Origin of the sequence: Hymenobacter sp. IS2118, from assembly GCF_000715495.1 — a bacterium.
In the GTDB taxonomy this organism is placed as follows: Bacteria; Bacteroidota; Bacteroidia; order Cytophagales; family Hymenobacteraceae; genus Hymenobacter.
The window spans coordinates 1-19,364 of the sequence record NZ_JNLX01000136.1; the positions used below are offsets into that span (position 1 = coordinate 1).

General features: G+C 60.5%; 13 protein-coding genes. 3 read left to right on the top strand and 10 right to left on the bottom strand.

What is annotated here, in order from left to right; genetic code table 11:
• Positions 1 to 42: 42 nt before the first annotated feature.
• On the top strand, positions 43 to 1,104 hold the full coding sequence (locus tag GM79_RS12825) for a transposase (protein WP_035562095.1): 1,062 nt from the start codon (positions 43 to 45) through the stop codon (positions 1,102 to 1,104).
• Positions 1,105 to 1,472: 368 nt separating this feature from the next.
• Here GM79_RS12825 and GM79_RS12830 read toward each other — a convergent pair whose 3' ends face one another.
• The 9 genes from GM79_RS12830 to GM79_RS12870 all read right to left on the bottom strand — a co-directional run bounded on the left by GM79_RS12830 (position 1,473) and on the right by GM79_RS12870 (position 15,900).
• Positions 1,473 to 2,369, bottom strand: coding sequence for a T9SS type A sorting domain-containing protein (locus GM79_RS12830; protein WP_035564477.1), 897 nt, complete (start codon positions 2,367 to 2,369; stop codon positions 1,473 to 1,475).
• A gap of 437 nt (positions 2,370 to 2,806) precedes the next feature.
• Positions 2,807 to 5,122 (bottom strand): beta-glucosidase BglX, encoded by a 2,316-nt coding sequence (bglX, locus tag GM79_RS12835; RefSeq protein ID WP_035564479.1) that lies wholly within the window; start codon positions 5,120 to 5,122, stop codon positions 2,807 to 2,809.
• A 61-nt stretch (positions 5,123 to 5,183) separates the two neighbouring features.
• Positions 5,184 to 6,497 (bottom strand): glucoamylase family protein, encoded by a 1,314-nt coding sequence (locus GM79_RS12840; RefSeq protein WP_035564481.1) that lies wholly within the window; start codon positions 6,495 to 6,497, stop codon positions 5,184 to 5,186.
• A 425-nt stretch (positions 6,498 to 6,922) separates the two neighbouring features.
• Positions 6,923 to 8,470 carry a RagB/SusD family nutrient uptake outer membrane protein gene (locus tag GM79_RS12845; protein WP_081867739.1) on the bottom strand — a complete coding sequence of 516 codons (1,548 nt, stop codon included), beginning with the start codon at positions 8,468 to 8,470 and terminating at the stop codon, positions 6,923 to 6,925.
• Between the two features lie 67 nt (positions 8,471 to 8,537).
• Positions 8,538 to 11,825 carry a SusC/RagA family TonB-linked outer membrane protein gene (locus GM79_RS12850; protein ID WP_051718851.1) on the bottom strand — a complete coding sequence of 1,096 codons (3,288 nt, stop codon included), beginning with the start codon at positions 11,823 to 11,825 and terminating at the stop codon, positions 8,538 to 8,540.
• Positions 11,826 to 12,119: 294 nt separating this feature from the next.
• Complete coding sequence (locus tag GM79_RS12855) at positions 12,120 to 13,172, bottom strand: FecR family protein (RefSeq protein ID WP_051718852.1); 1,053 nt, start codon at positions 13,170 to 13,172, stop codon at positions 12,120 to 12,122.
• A 148-nt stretch (positions 13,173 to 13,320) separates the two neighbouring features.
• A complete protein-coding gene (locus GM79_RS12860) occupies positions 13,321 to 13,932 on the bottom strand; it encodes an RNA polymerase sigma-70 factor (protein ID WP_051718853.1) in 612 nt (203 codons plus the stop codon).
• Between the two features lie 590 nt (positions 13,933 to 14,522).
• Positions 14,523 to 15,209, bottom strand: a complete 687-nt coding sequence (gene msrA, locus GM79_RS12865) for a peptide-methionine (S)-S-oxide reductase MsrA (protein ID WP_035564483.1) — start codon at positions 15,207 to 15,209, stop codon at positions 14,523 to 14,525.
• Positions 15,210 to 15,333: 124 nt separating this feature from the next.
• Positions 15,334 to 15,900: a hypothetical protein gene (locus tag GM79_RS12870; protein WP_035564485.1), complete on the bottom strand. Its 567-nt coding sequence runs from the start codon at positions 15,898 to 15,900 to the stop codon at positions 15,334 to 15,336.
• Between the two features lie 287 nt (positions 15,901 to 16,187).
• Between GM79_RS12870 and GM79_RS12875 the strand changes: the two genes are divergently transcribed.
• Together GM79_RS12875 and GM79_RS12880 are read left to right on the top strand one after the other, a co-directional pair.
• Positions 16,188 to 16,583 (top strand): NUDIX hydrolase, encoded by a 396-nt coding sequence (locus GM79_RS12875; protein WP_035564487.1) that lies wholly within the window; start codon positions 16,188 to 16,190, stop codon positions 16,581 to 16,583.
• Between the two features lie 105 nt (positions 16,584 to 16,688).
• Entirely contained in the window at positions 16,689 to 18,032 is a 1,344-nt protein-coding gene (locus GM79_RS12880; RefSeq protein WP_035564489.1) for a PQQ-dependent sugar dehydrogenase, read from the top strand.
• A gap of 14 nt (positions 18,033 to 18,046) precedes the next feature.
• On the opposite strand, the gene GM79_RS12885 is transcribed toward GM79_RS12880, so the two are convergent.
• Positions 18,047 to 19,234 (bottom strand): hypothetical protein, encoded by a 1,188-nt coding sequence (locus tag GM79_RS12885; RefSeq protein ID WP_152559982.1) that lies wholly within the window; start codon positions 19,232 to 19,234, stop codon positions 18,047 to 18,049.
• Positions 19,235 to 19,364: the final 130 nt, after the last annotated feature.

Sequence of the window (19,364 nt, forward strand, 5' to 3'; positions counted from 1 at the left end):
CTGATGTTACGCAGTATTTTTCCGTTCTAACTACCGTTTTCGATGGCCTGCACCCTGGATTTGTACACGGATTATCTCATCAGCTCGACGGGCCAAACTTCGGCTACGGGCCTCTCACGCCTGTTCGATGGGCAGCTTAGTCACGACCAGGTGACGCGCTGGCTCAGCAGCGTACACTTGGATTCACGCCAGGTCTGGGGCCATGCCAAACCGCTGATTCGGCAAACCGAGCGGACGTTGGAAGCAGCCGATTTTGCTGTTCTTATCGTCGATGATTCTATTTTGGAGAAGGCCCACACCGATGCCAATGCCCTGCTCTGTACCCATTACGACCATAGCCTGGGGCGGTACGTGAAGGGGCTCAATTTCGTGAGCCTGCTCTATGTGGCCGGTTCGCTCGCCGTGCCGATTGCCGTGGAGCTGGTGGAGAAAACGCAGGCCGTAACCGACCCTAAAACCCAGAAAGTGAGTCAGAAAAGCCCGCTGACGAAAAACGAGATGCTCCGCGCCATGTTGCGCGTGGCCCAAGAGCAAGTGGCCTACGGCTACCTGCTGGCCGACAGCTGGTATGCCTCGGCTGAGAACATGAACCAGGTGCGCGCGTTGGGCCACGACTTTATTTTTGCCCTGCCCACCTCGCGCACCGTGGCCCTGAGCGAAGTGGGGCGCGGCAATGGGGAATTCCAGGCCCTTGATACGCTGGCTTTCCCGGATGGGCAGCCCTTGCGCGTCTGGCTACGGAGCGTCGTGGAGGCGGTGCTCGTGGTCCGGCAAGTCTTTACAAATAAGGACGGTTCGCAGGGCGTGTTATATCTGGTGAGCAGCGATACGAATTTGACCGGGGAACAAGTGACGGTAATCTACCAGAAAAGGTGGAAAATCGAGGAGTACCACAAATCGCTCAAGCAAAACACGTCGATGGGCAAGTCGCCTACGAAAACCATCGATACGCAGGCCAATCATTTCTTTTCTTCCATCCTGGCCTACATCAAGTTAGAGAAGATAACCCGACAATTAGGCATTGGTCATTTTCGCCTCAAAGCCCAACTTTATTTGCGCGGACTCAAAGCCATGCACTACGCGTTAACCAAAATGGCTGCGTAACATCAGTTAAAAAGAAACGGGTGTTCGCTTAAAAGCCTATTGGGATAGGCTTGAGTCACTACCTTATTTTTTGTCCGGCATCGGCAGTAATTCACCGATAATTTCCGTGAAACCCTGCCACCCCAATGGCTTGTCCTTACCCGCGCCTTTGCCAGGTAGCCGCACCACAAGTCAATCCCTTTTTTGTGGTTTTCGGCCCCGGCCTTTGCAGTTCCCACCAGACAGGGCCGGGGCGAAATCATTTCCAGGCAAGGGCAGGGAAGAAGCCCCAACGCAGTGGTCAGGACTTCTTCGTACTGCGGGTAAGGGCAAACCAAAAGTGGCCGGATGGGCAGTTGTGGCGTCTTGCCGCCGCCAATCTGTTCCGGCTAGCGGTTCACGACCAGGCGCTTGGTAAGCACCGTTTGGCCGGTAGTCAGTTTCACGAGGTACACGCCGGTGGCCAGGCCATCGGTAGCTACGGGCAGGGAGGTGAGCTGCTTGCCGGTAGCAGTACCGGCGCCGATGGTTGCAATCAGCGCGCCTTTCAGGTCGTAGAGTGCCGCTGCGTAGGGAGTAGTTTGGGCCGGGGTGAAGGCCAGCTGGGCCCGGCCCTGGCTGGGGTTTGGTGCCAGCGTGCAGGTGGCGGCCAGCCCCCGGTTGATGGTAGCCGTAACTACCGCGCTGCTGGTGAAAAAGATGTCGTCGAAAAGGAAATCGTTGGCCCCGCCCGCTGGCTCGCCGGCAAACATGAACAGGCTGGTGAGCGCGCTCAGGTTGAGGGCGGGCAGCTGCTGCTGGAAGGCACTGAGCGGAATCGAAACCTGGTGCCAGCTGCCGTCGCGCACCATTCCGTACTGCACCGAACCGACCGGAAAGTCAATCCAGCTTTCGCTCGACCCGCTTTTGATACCCACTTTCACCTGCCCGGCGTAGGTGGTTTTGTACTGGAATTTGAGTGCGCCCGCCGCGTAGCCGCTCATGTCCAGGGGTGGGTTGTCGACGCCCATGCCGAACCAGTCGGCCCCGTTGCCGGCCCGTACGGCCAATATTTCCTGCCCCTCAAAAGGCGCGGGAGCCGGCGTGATGTCGGCTAAATTGTTCCACCGATAGAGATTCACGGTGGGGCCGTACACCAGCTTGTTGGTCAGCCCCGCCCGTTCGGTGTATACCCCGTAGTACTGCTGGGCCTGAACCGACTGGCCCGCCGCCAGGAGCACCGGCAGCAACACCAGCAGACGTTTGCCAGCGCGAAGCTGCTGGCTGTAGTTTGTAAAATTTTTCATGATGAAGAGATGGTTTGATGGATGAAAAAATGAAAAATGTGGTGAATGTGTGAAATGTGAGGAATATGAAAATGCGGGTATTAGGAAGAGTGTTTTAGCTGAGATATTAATTAATAATATTTGTTAAAATATTAACAATCAGCAAGTTAAATAATTAATAATTCACAGCTTCTTGCACAGTGGTTTATAGCCAATGAGTTAAATATGAATAAAAAAGGGCGGTGATTATTTGCTAAAAGCCATTGGCTTATTTTTCAATTGGCCGCGCAGAATTAACCGTATTTCATTTGGTTTGTCATGCTCATCTGGCATCCGCTTGTTGAAGCACCTCTACCGCTTCGTTGAACGGTATTGATGAGGCAGTAGAGATGCTTCGACAAGCGGACGCCAGATGAGCATGACAACTTTTTTACTGTGTGTCACTTTTGCAAGAGTGATTAATTGGTCAGTCGGAAAGTGGTCTTCTGCACGTCGCGTGAGTTGCCGCCCACCATTACCTGGAAGTCGCCGGGCTCAGCGGTAAACTTCAGGTCGTTGTTGTAGAATTTGAGGGCGTCGGGGGGGAGGCGGAACGTGAGGGTTTTACGCTCGCCCTTTTTCAGGAGCACCTTCTGGAAGCCTTTCAGCTCCGAAACCGGGCGGGAAACGGAGCCCACCATATCGCGCAGGTAGAGCTGGGCTACTTCTTCGCCGTCCACGCTGCCGGTGTTCTGCACGGTCACGGTCACGGTCAGGGTTTCGGCGGGGCCGATGGTGGCTTTGCTCACCGTGGGCTGGCCGTAGGTGAACGTGGTGTAGCTCAGGCCAAACCCGAAGGGGTAAAGCGGCTCGTTGGGTACGTCGAGGTAGCGCGATTTGTACTTGTCGAGCTTCACGCCGGCGTAGGGCCGGCCGGTGTTTTTGTGGTTGTAGTAGATGGGCGTCTGACCCACGGCCACCGGGAAAGTGGCCGTTATTTTCCCGCTCGGGTTGTAGTCGCCAAACAGCACGTCGGCGATGGCGTGGCCCGCCTGAGTGCCCGCAAACCACGTTTCGAGGATGGCATCAGCGTTTTGGTTTTCCCAGGGCAGGGCCAGCGGCCGGCCGTTCATGAGCACCAGCACCAGCGGTTTGCCGGTGGCTTTGAGGGCCTTGAGCAGGGCCAGCTGCTGGCCGGGCAAGCCAATGTCGGCGCGGGCGGCGGCCTCGCCGCTCATGCCCTGGCTTTCGCCCACCACGGCCACCACCACGTCGGCGGCCTGGGCCACCTGCACGGCTTCGCGTATCATCTCCTCCGGGCTGCGCTTGTCGATTTCGAGGTCGCCGCCGTGGGCTTGCAGGCGGTCGAGCATCTGCTGGTCGTCGGCAATGTTGGCGCCCTGGGCGTAAGTGATTTTGAGGCCGGGCGCGGCAGCCCGCAGGCCCTGTTCCACCGACACGGCCTGCTTCCAGTCGCCGGCCCCGCTCCAGGAGCCAATCACGTCGCGCTGCCGGTTGGCCAGCGGGCCGATGAGGGCGATGCTGCCGGTTTTTTTCAGGGGCAAAGCACTGCGTTCGTTTTTGAGCAGCACCATACTGCGCCGGGCAATGTCGCGGGCGGCGGCCAGGTACTCGGGTTTCATCAGGGTGCTGGCGGCGCGCTCGGCGGTCACCTGGCGGTAGGGGTCCGTGAAGAGGCCGAGCTTGTACTTGGCCTCCAAAATGCGGCGGCAGGCGGCGTCGAGCTGGGCCATCTTCACGGCCCCGGAGGTGATGTTTTTGGCCGTGTATTTCAGAAATTCCTCGCCCACCATGTCCTGGTCGATGCCCGCATTCAGGGCCAGGGCGGCCACCTGCTCATCGGTACCCAGGCCGTGTTCCACCAGCTCGTTGATGGCGGTGTAGTCCGTGACCACGAAGCCCTGAAAGCCCCACTGCTTGCGCAGCAGGTCCGTCATCAGCCACTTGTTAGCGGTGGCGGGCACGCCGTTGATGTCGTTGAAGGAGGACATGACCGAGCCCACGCCGGCATCCACGGCCGCCTGGTAGGGCGGCAGGTACTCGTTGTACATGCGCTGGCGGCTCATGTCGGTGGTATTGTATTCGCGGCCGGCCTCGGCGGCTCCGTACAGGGCAAAGTGCTTGAGGCAGGCCAGCACGGTGCCGGGCCGGGTGAGGTCGTTGCCCGGCCCCTGGTAGCCGCGCACCATGGCCTCGGCCACGCGCGAGCCCAGGTAGGGGTCTTCGCCGGCACCTTCCGAAATGCGGCCCCAACGGGCATCGCGGGCAATGTCCACCATCGGCGAAAACACCCAATGCAGCCCGTCGGCCGAAGCTTCCTCGGCGGCAATGCGGGCGCTCTGCTCAATGGCCGGCAAATCCCAGCTCGCCGCCAGCCCCAGTGGAATTGGGAAAATAGTGCGGTGTCCGTGAATGACATCGTAGCCAAACAGCAGCGGAATATGTAGCCGCGATTCCTTAATGGCCATTTCCTGGAGCTTGCGCACCGCCGTTGGCGTGTAGGTATTGAACACGCCCCCCACGTTGCCCTTGCGAATGTTGGCGTCCACGTCCTTGCTTACCACCGGCCCGGTCACGTCGAAGCCCACCGCCAGCAGGTTCAGCTGGCCGATTTTCTCCGCCGTGGTCATTTTTGCCATCAGCCCGTCGATGTACTGCTTCATCTTCTGGCCAGCAGGGGAGGTGGAACCGGAGGCGGCAGGGGCGGGCTTCTTCTGGGCCTGGGCGGCAGAAGTGAGGGCGAGCGCGAGGAGGAGCAGGGGGAAGCGTTTCATGCGAAAGAGCGGTGTAAAGTGAGTTGTTAGCAGGATAAATACGGCGTTTTTCCGGCGCCTGCTAAAAACCCAGCTTGCTCAACCCGCTCTTGGCCTCGGGCGAGCTCATAAACAGCCGCCATAGCAGGCCGCTGCGGTGGTTCTCAATCATGCCCACGATGGGGCCCTGGTCGATGGCCAGGTAGGACGTGGCCTGCCAGTTGCGGTCCAGGCTAAAGGCATCGACGAAGCCGTACTGGCCCCAGATTTTATCGCCGAGGTTGTAGTAGAAGTACTTGAGGGCGTCCATCGACTGCTCGGGCGTATAGGGGAAGGCCGAGAGCGCGGCAGTGGGCGAAATCACGCCCAAATCGTTGGTAGGGCTGTGGGCAGCGTAGCCCTGGAAGTTGTCGGAGGCGGTGAGGCCCCAGCAGTTGGGGCCGTAGCCCCGGAAGCCCTTGGGGTTGGCCAAGCAGTACTGGTAGTTGATGAGCGTGTGGTTCCTGTTCTGGGTCCAATAGTCGCCGTACTGGTCCTTGAGCTCGTGGGGGTTCAGGCCCAGAAAGGAATAGTGCGAGAAGAACAACGGCCCGCCCGCATCGGGGCCCAGCGGTAGCGGAATGCCATAGTAGGAGCGGCCGTTTTTGAAATCCGTTCCGGTAGCCCAGCCCTGGTCGTACACGGCCTTCCCGATGGCGTATTTGGGCGAGGCCGCGGCCAGCACGTAGGTCACCAGGGCCTCGTTCCAGCCGTTGAGCTTGTGGTTCATTCTCCAGGCGCTGTTGGGGCTCCAGTGCCAGTAGAGCACGTTTTGGCCGCCCTGCGTGTGCCAGTTCCACTCCACGGCTTCCCACATGGTCTGTATGTTGGTGCGCAGGTTGGTTTCCAGGGGCGTGTTTTCGGTGAAGTACTGGCGGGCGCAAATCAGCCCTTCCATCAAAAAGGAGGTTTCCACGAGGTCGCCCCCATCGTCGAACGTGCTGAACGGAATGACCTTGCCGGTGGCTCCGTTCAGCCAGTGCGGAAATACGCCGTGGAAACGGTCGGCCTTTTCCAGGAAGCTCACCATTTTGGAGATGCGCGTGGCGGCTTCCTCGCGGGTTATCCACTTGCGGTCGGCGGCCACGATGATGGCCATGATGCCGAAACCCGTGCCGCCGGTCGTTACCACGTCCCGCGAGTTTGGGTCGTTGCGCTCGCGCGCCAGGCCCGAAACGGGGTGGCCAAAATCCCAGAAGTAGCGGAAAGTCTTTAGCTGCACCGAATCCAGCAGCTGCTCGTCGGTGATGCGGGGCCGGGTGCCACCAGTAGTAGGGTCCGTGGGGGGCGTCGAAGGGTTTACCTTGGTCTTGGTGCAGCCGGATAGTAGCAGGATTAGGATGACTAAGAATTTCATGGTCGTTTTCTGGAAGTAGTTATGTGTTGAAAGGCGCACCGTTGCCCGCACTTAGAGCCTATCCAAATAGGCTGTCATGCCGAGCGCAGCCGAGGCATCTCGCGTGGAGCAGTAATCCCTAAATGCCCTGACGAAGCGGGCGAGATGCCTCGGCTGCGCTCGGCATGACGGTTCTTTTTTTTGCCTATTTGGATAGGCTCTTAGTGGTGTGTCAACTTAATTTCGGTTGTACTCTGCCCTGCCGTATACCCCATCCCCTAGCCCCTTCCCCTCCGGGGGAAGGGGGACTAGTTTTTAGCCATAACCTAATAATTTCTAGATTCTTAGGATTAGAACTAGTTCCCCTTCCCCCGGAGGGGAAGGGGCTAGGGGATGGGGTGCAGGGGCGGCGTGTGGAAACTGGCTAAATTAAGTTGACAGACCACCTAGTACCCTGGGTTCTGCGTCAGCTGCCCGCCGCTCAGGTCAATCTGGGGCTGTGGAATCGGGAATACCTCGTTTTTGCCCTTGACGAACGTTTTGCCCTGGGCCATGAAAATGGGCACGATGCGGCCCGGCGTCACGCTTTCCTGGCGCACGAGGTCGAAAAACCGGTCGTGCTCCAGGGCCAGCTCCACGCGGCGCTCTCGCCAGATGTTATCCACCGTGGCGGGCCGGGAGGCCAGGCCAGCGCGGGCGCGCACGGCGTCCAGGTCGGCTTGGGCGGTGCCGCCCTGGCCCAGCTGCGCGGCGGCTTCGGCCCGAATCAGCAGCACCTCGGCGTAGCGCAGCACCCGCACATTTTTGGGCAGGTAGTCGTTGTTGCCGCAGTTGGGCTCGCGGGTGCGGCTGTGGTAAGCCTTGTAGTTGTAGCGGAAATTCTCCACCGAATCCTTGCTCGGAATCCGGAACCCGTCCCAGAGCACGGTACCGGTGGAGCGCTGCCCGGCCGGCGCGGTGGGCTGAATGAAAATAATGCTGCCAGCCTTGCGCACGTCGCCGGCCTCGTAGGCATTCACCAGGTCGGTGGTGGGGCTATTGAAGCCAAAGCCCAGGTCGGTCCAGCCGCCCCGGCCGCCCTGCCGCGGCCCCTGGCTCACGGTGTAGAGGTTGATGGCGGAGTTGTCGCACGCGGCATTGATGCCGGCCTGAATCTCAAACAACGACTCCGAGCTGTTGGCCCCCACCGTGCGCCAAATGTCCTCGTACCTGGGATAGAGCGAATAAAAGCCCGATTTTCCCGTTACGATTTCATTGGTCAGCTCGAAGGCTTTCTGGTAGTTTTTCTGGTAGAGGTACACCTTGGCCAGCATGCCCTGAGCGGCGGCTTTGGTGGCGCGGCCGGTTTCGGTGGCGCCCTTGGTGGGCAGGTTATCCACCGCGAATTGCAGGTCGCTGATGATGAGGGCGTAGATGTCGCTCACCGAAGCCCGCTGCTGCAGGGCCGGGTTGTTGATTTCGGCCGTGGCCGGCACCCGGTCGAGCTTGGGCACGCCCCCAAACAACCGCACCAGATTGAAGTAGAAATACCCCCGCAGGAACCGGACTTCGCCCAGCAAACGGTTGCGTACCGCCTCCGAGCCGGAAGTAACAGTCACCTTCTCCAGGGCCTGGTTGGCGCGGGAAATGCCTTGGTAATACCCGTTCCAGACGTTGTTGACGTTGCCGTTGGTCGCCCCCATCACGAGGTTGTCCACGTCGCGGGCATCCTGGTAGTCGTTGGGCGAGCTGCCCTTGTCGGCATCGTCGGAGGCAATGTCGGTGAGAATAACGAACTGCAGGCCGTGGGTATCGGCCCCGAAACCGCCCAGGTACATGGAGTTGTACACGCCATCGACCAGTTTCTGGGCGGTGGCGGGGTCAATCATCTCGGTGCCGAGCTGGCCCTGGGGCGGCACGTCGAGAAAGTCTTTGCAACCGCTGACCATTGCCAGGGACAGCGCCAGCGCGGCCGTGCCGGCACGCCGGGAAAAAATGTGGGAATTAGATTTCATCGGGATAAGAAATTTTATAGTGGGAAAACGGAGTCGGGCACCGGCTATTCACCAGCCGCCCACCGCGCTATTTGAAGTTGACGTTCAGCCCCAGCGTCACGGTGCGGCTGGTGGGGTAGGTGTTCAGCTCGATGCCCGAGTTGAGCGGCCCCCCGGCCAGCTCCGGCGTAAAACCCGTGTAGTTGGTGACCGTGAACACGTTTTGGGCGGCTGCGAACACGCGGACCGATGCCAGGTGTGCCCGCTCCAGCACGGTGCCCGGCAGGGTGTAGCCCAGCACCACGTTGGTCAGGCGCAGGTACGAGCCCGATTCGAGGAAATACGTCGAGTTCGGCATGTTCTCCCGCAGCGTGGCCGGGTCGGTGTTCGAGGGCCGGGTCGGGGTGAAGCGGTTTTCGGCGAAGCTGGCCTCGATGTTGTTGAGGTTGCTGAACCGGTCCTGCTTCTTGGCGTTGTACACCTTGTTGTTGAGGTTGCCCGAAAACACGAAGGAGAAGTCCACGTTGCGGAAGCTCAGCCCGCCGTTGATACCGAAATAAACCGGCGGCTGGTACGAGCCGAAGTAGCTGCGGTCCTTGAGGTCCACCGTGCCGTCGCCGTTGGTGTCGGCATATTTCAGGTCGCCCACCTGCGGGTTAAAGGTCGATTGCGGGCCTCGGGCAATGTCGTCGGCGCTCTGGTACACGCCAATGGCATCGAGCAGAAAAAAGCTGCCGGCAGCCACACCGTTGTCCGATTTCGTGTTGCCGCGGTAGCCGTCGAACAGGGCCTGCCCGCCGTTGAGGTTAGCAATGCGGTTTTTGTTGAAAGTAACGTTGGCGCCCAGGTTGTACTTCCAGTCGGTGCTGCTGCCGATGGCGGCGCGCCAGTTCAGGGCCACTTCCACGCCGCGGTTGGTGATGTCGGCGGCGTTGGTGATGTACTGGCCGTCGCCAAAAATGGTGGGGATGTTCACCGGAATCAGGGCGTTGCTGGTGCGCTTGTCGTAGTAGGTTACCTCGCCGGTAAGGCGGTTGTCGAGAAAGCCGAATTCCAGGGCCGCGTCGTATTCCGTGGTGGTTTCCCAGCGCACTTCCCGGTCCTTAATCTGGTCGATGACCGAGCCTAGCACCGGCGCGCCGTTGAAGACGTAGGGAATGTTGCCGGCAATGGTCTGAATGTAGGTGTCGGGCGGAATCTGGTCGTTGCCGAGCTGGCCGTAGCTGGCCCGCAGCTTCAGGAAGCTCAACGCGTTGTTGTCGCGCAAAAAGCTTTCTTCCGACAGCACCCAGCCCAGGCCCAGCGACGGGAAAAAGCCCCAGCGCCGGTCGCGGTTAAACTTCGACGTGCCGTCGTAGCGCAGGTTGGTGGTGAACAGATAGCGGTTGTCGTAGGCGTAGTTGATGCGGCCCAGCGCCGACAAACGGCGGTCCTTGAAGGCGAAGGAGCCGTTTACAGCCGAGTTGGGGTCACCGGTGCCCAGGTACCACTGGCTGGGGTCAGCGGGCACGTCCCTCACGCCAGCCGTCTGGCCCACCCGCAGGCCTTCTTCGGTCACGGTGCCGGCCAGCAGGGTCAGGTTGTGCTTTGCGCCGAAGTTGCGCTGGTAAGTGGCCGTGTTTTCCCAGAGGTAGCGGTAGGCGTTTACCTGCGTCACGCCCAGGCTGCTGCGCAGGTTCTGCTGGTTGCCGCCGGCCGTGAGAAACGTGCTGCCGTTGTTGAAGTACTGGTAGTTGTATACGCGGCGGTTGTCCGAATTCAGGTCCACGTTGATGGCCGTGCGCAGCGTGAGCCCTTCCACGGGGCGCACGTCGAGGCCGATGTTGCCCTGCAAGCGGTTTTCCAGCGACTTGTTATCGTTCTTCTCAATGTCGAGCACGGGGTTGCCCACATTGCCAAACGAGGCCGTGTTGCCGTACAATTCGCCCTGTTTGGCCGGAAAAATCGGGGCTGCCCGGTAGGCGTTGTTATACGCCGTGCCGATGTTCACATCGCGCGTATCGGCGTGGCTGAACGACGCCTGCGAGCTGATGGTGACCTTGTCCGAAAGGTTAAACGAGGTGTTGGAGCGCACCGTGAGGCGTTGGAACTTGTTGTTGATAACCGTGCCGTCGTCCTGCAGAAAGTTGCCCGAAAAGTAGTAGCGCACGTTGTCGGTGGCGCCCGATACGGCCAGGTTGTGGTTCTGGAAGGTGCCGCGCTTCAGAATCTCATCGAAGAAGTCGGTCGAGACCGTGGAGCTCGGGATGACCGTACCCAGCGACGTGTCCTTAATGTAGCTGGTGTACTGCGCGGCATCGGCCATTTGCACCAGGTTAGCCGCTTGCTTAAAGCCGACCGTGCCGCTGTAGCTGAGCTTGGGCTTGCCAAACGCACCTTTCTTGGTGGTCACGATGATGACGCCATTGGCCGCGCGCACGCCATAGATTGCCGACGCCGAAGCATCCTTCAGTACGTCAATCGACTCAATGTCGGCATTGCTCAGGTTACGGATGTCGCCGGTCTGCACGCCGTCCACCACGTACAGGGGCTCGGCCCCGGCCAGCAGCGTGCCCGTGCCCCGAATCCGCACCTGGGGCTGCGAGTTGGGCGTGCCGTCGTTGATAATCTGCACGCCGGCAATCCGGCCCTGCAGGGCTTGGGTGGGCGTTTGCACGGGCTGGTTCACAATTTCGGAGCCTTCCACGCGGGCCACGGCGCCGGTCAGGTCCTGTCGCCGTTGCGTGCCGTAGCCCACTACCACTACTTCGTTCAGCTTCTGGGTATCTTCCAGCAGCGTGATATTAATGGCGCCGCCCCCGGCCGGTACCGACACCATCTGGGTCACAAACCCCACAAAGCTGAATACCAGTGTGCTGCCTTCGGGCACGTCCAGGACAAAACCCCCTTCGGAGTTGGTGCTGACTCCGGTGCTGCCGCCCTGCACCAGTACCGTAACGCCGGGCAGGCCCACGCCTTTTGCGTCGGTTACGCGGCCGGTTACGGGCCCGGCGGCCGGGGCGGTCAGCGCCGCATCGGGCAGTGTTTCGGGCGCTACCACGGCCATCGCGGGCCGCAGGATAATGCCGTCATCCACCAGTTTGTAGCTGATGTTCAGCGGTTCCAATAGCTCATTCAGCAGCTGGGAGAGGGGCTGGCTTTTGGCAATCACCGTCACCCGCCGGCTGGCCCCGATAAGCTGCCGGCTGTACTGGAAATGCACCTTGGCCTGGCCCTCAATCTTGCTTAGTACCGTCGTCATGCGCTCGTCGATGGCGCGCAGCGTAATGGGCTGCTTCAGAATTGGCTGGGCCGTGGAGGCGCGCGCCGTGCCGATGGTGGCAAACAGATGCAACAGCAGCACGGGCAGTAGCGCCAGGCGCTTGCAGCACCTCAAAAGTGGTGGGAAGTGTAAAGGAGTTGCCATGAAAATTGGGGTGCTTGGTGGGAAATTTTGAAAAAGTGGTCCGGCGTCAGCGTGCGTGTTTCTTTCGGCCAGGACAGTGGGAGTGCGTTTCGGAATCGATTGCGGAAAAATTCAAAAAGAACAGCAAGCCTAAGCGCGGCGAGATAATTCAGCCAGCGTAATAAATGGAAAGCAATACTTCATTTAGTTATAATATTGATTATCAGTATTATATGTAAAATATAAGACGTAATAAGTCAAAACTCTCATTCGAGGGCTCAATTCTTAGCAGGGGCGGCTTCGAAATAGAATACGGCCGTCGGCCTTTTCGTAGGATGCGCCCAGTGCTTCACAAATGATGTCGAGCTTGGCGAATAGCGGCTCTTTATCCAGACTCAAATCGAGGGTACAGTTTTGCAGGGAGGCAGCATCGTACTCGATGCTCACGCCGTAGGCTTTCTCCAGGGCGGCCAGTACTTCCACTACGGGCCGGTCCTTAAACACAAACGCTTGTGGGGCCAGCAGCACCGGCTGGGCCACCAGCTCGCGGCGGAGCTGCTGCCGGGCGGCCGAGTACACGGCCTGCTGGTTGGGCAGCACGTCGATGCTGGCCGGGTTGGCCGTGCTCGTGGTCCGGCGCTGGCTCACGCGCACGGCCCCGGTGCGCACCTGCACCTGCACTTCGGCCTGTCCGGCATACGCTTCCACCCGGAAACTGGTGCCCAGCACGGTAGTCACGACTTTGTCGGTGAGCACCGAAAACGGATGCTGCTCGTCGTGAAAAACCTTGAAAAAAGCCGCGCCCGTGAGGTAGGCCACCCGCCGGTTGCCCTGCAGCTGGCGCTGGTACCTGAGGGTACTGGCCGGGGCCAAAGTCACGGCGCTGCCGTCGGGCAGCGACACCCGGGTTTCGCGGGCCGACGCGTTGGTGAAAACCAGCCAGGCCGCCGGGTCGGCCATCGGCGCAACCCCCAGGATTTGGCCCGCGTGGCTCACTACCTGCTCCAAGGGCACGTGGGCCACCTGCAAGCCGACCAGACTCATTCCGCCGACCAGTGCCGCTGCCGCTGCCCAGCGCATGGGAGCGGGCCACGACGCCCAGTTCAGCGACCGGGCCGCCTTGGGGGTAGTAGTCACGGAAAGCGGCGCCGCAACCGTTTGCAGGCTGATGCGCTGCCAGACGGTTGCCATGAGAGCCGTTTTTTCTTCGGCAGTGAGGTCGAGTTTTTGCTCCGCGCCGAGTTGGCGGTACCAGGTTTCGATGCGCTGAATTTCAGCGGGCGTGCACGCGCCTTGCTGGTAGCGTTGCAGGAGCGTACGAAAAGCGGCTTGGTCCATCGGCGGGGCCTCAATAGGGGGGCTTGCTTACTAGTCAATCAACTGCGGCCCATCCCTAAACCCGTGGTCAAAAAAAGTTGCGTTTGCCGCGTCAGACTTACCGCCGACAAACAGTTTTTTGCTTATAAACAGCTGAAATTCAGTGTTTTTAACGCATTATAAAAAGTAGGAGCGGGACTAGATAATTTTTGAGGGAAACGCGCAGCAGCTTCAGGGCGCGGGTGATGTGGTACTCCACGGCTTTGGGGGAGAGCTTGAGCCGCACCGCAATCTGGGGTACGGTTTGGTGCTCCATCCGGCTCAGCTGGAACACTTCACGCGTGTGTTCGGGCAGACCGGCCAGGGCCGAATTGAGGGCTGATGACAGGTCGGCGGCGGCTATTTCGTCTTCGGTCCGGTGGTCGGTTTCGGTGGCTACGGTGTGGCAGTAGGCCACGTAGCCCGCGTGGGTCATCTTGTCTTTAATCAGGTTGATGACGCGGTACTTTACGGCCGTGCCCAGGTATTCGCGCAGCTTCTGAATCTCGTTGGTTTCCCGCTTGAGCCAGAGCGCCACAAACAGGTCCTGCACGATTTCTTCGGCCGCTTCGCGCGAGTTCACCTTCCGAAACGCCTGTTCAATCAGCGTGAAGCCGTACCGCTGGTAGATTTCGGCAAACGCCTGCGCATCGCTCTGCCGCAGCGCCTGCACCAGCGCAGCATCGTCCCAGGAAGCATGCGGCTTCGAGTGATGAGGTGCTTGGTTGCTGGCGAGTTGCATGCTGGGTTAATGAGCCCAACCCCAAAATAGCTGGGAATTGCGGCGACCGGGGGATTCCGTATTACGGGGCTAAATATAAGTAGAGGCGATAGCACCACGCGCATCGGGAACAGCGTAACAACGGAGCGCAGCAAAATGTGTAGGGCGATGGCGGTCAGCAGCCAGGGCCCCGAGAGCGGCATCGGCCCGGAAACTAAACAGTTGGCAAGGTGCGGAATTGCAGCTAACCAAGCCGCCTGCCCGCCCGAATAAGCTTCTCAAGCGGTTTCGTAATGTAAAAAGCCCGGCCTCTTTGAGATGAGGCCGGGCTTTTACAACGGGGGATGAGGTTGACGCCTGGGCGGCGTAAGGGCATTAAATAACCGTTGTTACGCATCAACTGGCTGGCGCGCGTCTCCGACACGCTGCCCACTGGTTTCGAGCCTCCGGCTCGGATGTGTACTAACGTTGCAGCCGTCCCCTAGACCCGAGCCAGAGGCTCGAAGCCAATAGGCAACGCGTTGGAGACGCGCGCCGGCTCTGCGTAACAGCAGTAAATCAAGAGTGTCTCCCTGAGGTTCGGGAACTGCCATTTTCCGGGAGGCCGCTGCTTACAACGGGTTTTTCAGCAGCTCGGGGAATTTGTGGCGGAACTTCTCCACTTTGGGTGTCGATACACTCTGTACGTACCCCGACTCGGGATGGAGGCGGAAGTAGCCCTGGTGATAATCCTCGGCGGGCCAGAACTTCTGGAACGGGACCACTTGGGTGACAATGGGACTCCCGTACTGCTTGCTGGCATCAACGCGGGCAATGGCGTTGTCGATGGCGGCTTTCTCTTCGGGGGTGCGGTAGAAAGCCACGGAGCGGTACTGCGCCCCGGCGTCGGGGCCCTGGCGGTTGAGAGTGGTGGGGTCGTGGGCAGCCCGGAAAAACACGTCCACCAGCGTGGCGTAGCTTACTTCTTTCGGGTCGTAATACACTTCAATGGCCTCAGCGTGGCTGGTTTCGCCCCGGCCTACCTGCTCGTAGGTAGGGTTGTTTTCGCGCCCGCCGCTGTAGCCCGATACCACGGCTTTCACGCCTTTCAGTTCTTCAAATACTTCTTCGGTGCACCAGAAGCAGCCCCCGGCGAAGGTGGCTGTGGACAAGCCCTGCATGTTGGCAGGCGCGGGTGCGGCCGTGGAGCGGATGGCGGGCGGGGCGGTTGTTTGCTGGGCTTCGGCGGGCGGATTGGTGCAGGCGGCGAGCAGCAGCAGGCAAAGGCCGGTCAGGCTGTTTTTCAGGAAATGCGTCATACAGGTACAGACAGAAAAAGAGGGAAAAAGATTTAGCAGCCGGGCTACCTGGGCTTCGCTACGTAAGCCCACCCCGGCCGGACCTCACGCGCTGCGGGCCTCAACGGCGCATGAACCGAACCTGCTACATGGAGAAGAGCGAAAATCCTTTATCGCGGTCCACCTTCAACGGCACCTGCAGCCGGTGCGCTTCACGGGTGCCGTTCCTGGTGAGTAGCGTGTAGTCCAGGGTTAGCGAAACCTGCTGGATGGTGTCGGCTAAGGGAATGAGGTAAGAAGATTTAAAAAATAATCCGGGGAGCTGTTGCTCCGCCCGCACGAGCCCAGGGTACGGCGCTGGTGGCTGGTACCGGACGAAGGCGGAATCCTGGGTTTCAAAGAGAAGGCCTGCCGAGGTGGCAATAGAAACACGCCGGATAACTCCGGCCTGGTACGCTGGACGGGCTCCAAAGAACTGGACCGAAAAAGCGTAATCCCCCTTTTCCTTGAACAACGCGACCAAAGGCAGATAGCCAAACGTGGCCCGTCGCTGCAAGGACACGGCCACGCCCCCGGCAGTCGAATCGGGGCGCATGGTGGCCCCTGGTGCGCTAACCTGGGCAGAATAGCCAACGCGGTTGTGATAGTTGAGCAGGCAACTGGTACACAGCGCCGGCAGCAGCCAGCATAAAACCCGGGCAATAAGAGGCATCGTAGTGGGAAGGCGAAACCATGCGCCCGGAGCTGGGCTGGTTCGCAAAGTTAGGAGGCACCCAGCACCTCATCGCACCCCCCTCGTTCTCAGAACAGAGCTGATTATATTTCCAGTAACTGAGCTGGTGAAGCGCTTCTCGACCCGGAGTAACTTCACCCATTGAAATACACGGAAACACGCGGGAAGGATGCGTTTCGTGAGCTTTGGAGTGTTGGGATTTGCTGCAAATTCAACGCCCCATATGCCTGCCGTTATTTGCACCAATGCTTACTCAAAAACTCCAAATGATTGACAAAATTGCCTGGCTGCACCTGCACGAAGGCCACCTGCTGAGCACCCGCAGTCGCGGCAAAGACCGGTATTACATTCCCGGCGGCAAGCGCGAAGCCGGCGAAACCGACCACCAAACCCTGCTGCGCGAAATCAGCGAGGAACTGACCGTGGCCCTCGACCCGGCCAGCCTGGAGTACGTGGGCACGTTTGAAGCGCCGGCCCACGGCCACCCCGCCGGCGTACTGGTGCGCATGACCTGCTACCGCGCCCACTACACCGGCACGCTGCAGCCCGCCGCCGAAATCGAGGAAGTGGTGTGGCTCACTTACCGCCACCGGCCCGAAGTCTCGGCCGTGGACCAACTGATTTTTGATTGGCTCCGGGCGCAGGGGCTGTTGGCAGAATAGTGGGCTGGTGGGTGTGTACGCACAACCAAATCAGGGAGAAGAAGTAAACCCAAGCGGTATTTACCTCACGCGGGGCCATCGGTTCGGCCGCGCTAATTCGCTCTTATGAAATCACCTAAAACCACCATGCTACTGGCGGCAACGGCGCTGTTGGCCGCGTGCAGCGGCCCCAGCAAGCAGGAAAAGCAGGAAGCCGCCGCTACCACGCCGGCTCAAACCATCAGCACGCCCGCCGTGGATTCGCTGCGGCTGCCCGCGCCCTACACCACCAAGTCGGTGTCGATGCGTGTGAATATTGAGCCCTGGCCCGCCGGCCAAACGCCCACGGCGCCAGCCGGCTTTGCGGTGGCCGAATATGCCGGCCAGCTGCAAAGCCCGCGCTGGCTGTACGTGGCCCCCAACGGCGACGTACTGGTGGCCGAGTCGAGCACCGTGCCCCAGTCTACGCCCCTGAAAGTGGTGGCCAAGCTGAAACTGGATAAGTCCCGCTCGCTGCGCTCGGAAAGCGCCAACCGCATCACTCTGTTTCGGGATACCAACCAGGACGGTAAACCGGACGTGCGCACCACCTTCGCCACCGGCCTCAAGCAACCCTTCGGCATGCTGGTGCTGGGCAACTACTTCTACGTGGCCAACACCGACGGCATCCTGCGTTTTGCCTACCAGCCGGGCGCTACTAAGGTATCGGGGCCGGGCGAGAAAATTCTGACGCTGCCCGCCGGCGGCTACAACAACCACTGGACTCGTAACCTGCTGGCCGCTCCCGATGGCTCGAAGATTTACGTGAGCGTGGGCTCGGGCAGCAACGTGCAGGAAAATGGCGCCGCCGCCGAAGTGCGCCGAGCCAACATCCTGCAAATCAATCCCGATGGCTCGGGCGAGAAAATATACGCCGCCGGCCTGCGCAATCCCGTGGGCATGGGCTGGGCCCCCGGCACCACCACCCTCTGGACGGCCGTGAACGAGCGCGACGAGCTGGGCGACAACCTCGTGCCCGACTACCTGACCAGCGTGCGCGAAGGGGGATTCTACGGCTGGCCCTACGCGTATTTCGGCCCGAATGTGGACCCGCGCCGCAAAGGCGAACGGCCCGATTTGGTACAAAAAACCCTGGTGCCCGAAGTGCCGCTGGGCGCGCACACCGCCTCGCTGGGCCTGGCTTTTTATGATAAGACGGCCTTCCCCGCCAAGTACCACCGCGGGGCTTTCATTGGCCAGCATGGGTCCTGGAACCGCTCGGCTTTTTCGGGCTACAAAGTTGTGTTCGTGCCCTTCGCCAACGGCAAGCCCAGCGGCCCGCCCGAAGACTTCCTCACTGGTTTCCTGGCCGGCGGCGACTCCAAAGATGCCTACGGGCGCCCGGTGGGCGTAACCACCCTGCCCGACGGTTCCCTGCTGGTAGCCGACGATGCCGCCGACAAAATCTGGCGCGTTAGCGCAGCCCAATAGAACCCCGCCCCAGCCTAGTACGCCGGCCTATGGAGGCGGTGGCGGATGCCGCCGCTCACCGTATCAATGTAGAAAGTGGCCTGGGTGCCGGCTTCGGTAGTGAAGTCAATGCGGACTTCGGCCGGGCGCTGTGGCGCCCGGAACACAGGCTGCTGGCTCAGGGCCAGCACGCGCGCCAAGACCGGGTTCTGGGCTGGGAAAATCCCCAGGCGGCCGTTGGTTTCATCAAAAAGGTAGTGGCTGCGGGTCTGGCCTATGTACTTGGATAGCATCTGATAGCCCAGGCCGCCGTCCACGCTTTCGAGTTTGAAGGCCGCCAGCTTACGCCCGTTCAGGTCCATCAATTCGGCGTTGGGGCCTTGCAGGGGCAACTGGTTGCCGGTGTTGTCGTACCCCGGCATGTAGGCCACCAGCACGGTTTGGTTGTTCACCAGCAAGGTGCCGGCCACCTCGCGCTTGGCTTTGTTGTCAATTTTTGTAACGTGCCCGTTGGCTTGCAGGATTTCAGTGCTGGTGAGCAGGGTGCGGCCGTCACTGGACAGCACCGTCGGCGAATTGCAGCCCCCGGTCCAGCGGGCGAGGCCCTGATAGAGCACGCGCCCCGTGGTGGCGTGGAGCAACACCAGCAGCTCGCCGCCGGCATCGCTGTCCGGCGGGTACAGGCTCACCTCAAAGGCCAGGGCATTGAACGCCGGCAAGTAGCCGGAAAATACGGGGGCATTCGCCTCGGCTATCACGGCCAGCTCCTGGCCCATGGCCGCGGCGAAGCTGGATTTTTTCAGCTCCCGCACAAACAGCGGCTGGCCGTTGGGCCGCAGCAGGCGAAAGCGGTAGAGCACTTCAAACCCCGTGGCGGTACCAGTATGGGCCGAATCATCGACCGACCCATCCAGATAAGCCGTAGGGGACTCGGTGTAGCGCAGGGCGCGGGCACTGTCCGTCAGCGTCGTGGTTTCAACCCGGTACAGCGCCCCGTTGATGCGCACCTGGCTGGGCGCCTGCAAGGTGTCGCCGAAGCCGGGCAGGGTGGTGTAGGGAGCAACTGTGTCGGCCAGGGCCAGGCCGCGCGGCCGCGCCGGGACCACCACCGCGGGGGGAGGAGCCGGCGGTGGTGCTAACGCGGTTGATTCCGTACGGGAAGTTGTTTTCGGGTCGCAGCCGGCAAGGCAAAGCAGCGCGAACAGGAATAGAAAAGGACGCATGAGATGCAAAGGAAGACCAGAAATGCGGTTTGAATCAGGTAGAAAAGGGGGCGCCGAAAAACTCAGCTTGCCCGTTGTAATTTACTCAACCAGCTTCTTGGCGGGGCTAAGGTAACGGGCCCCACCAGCA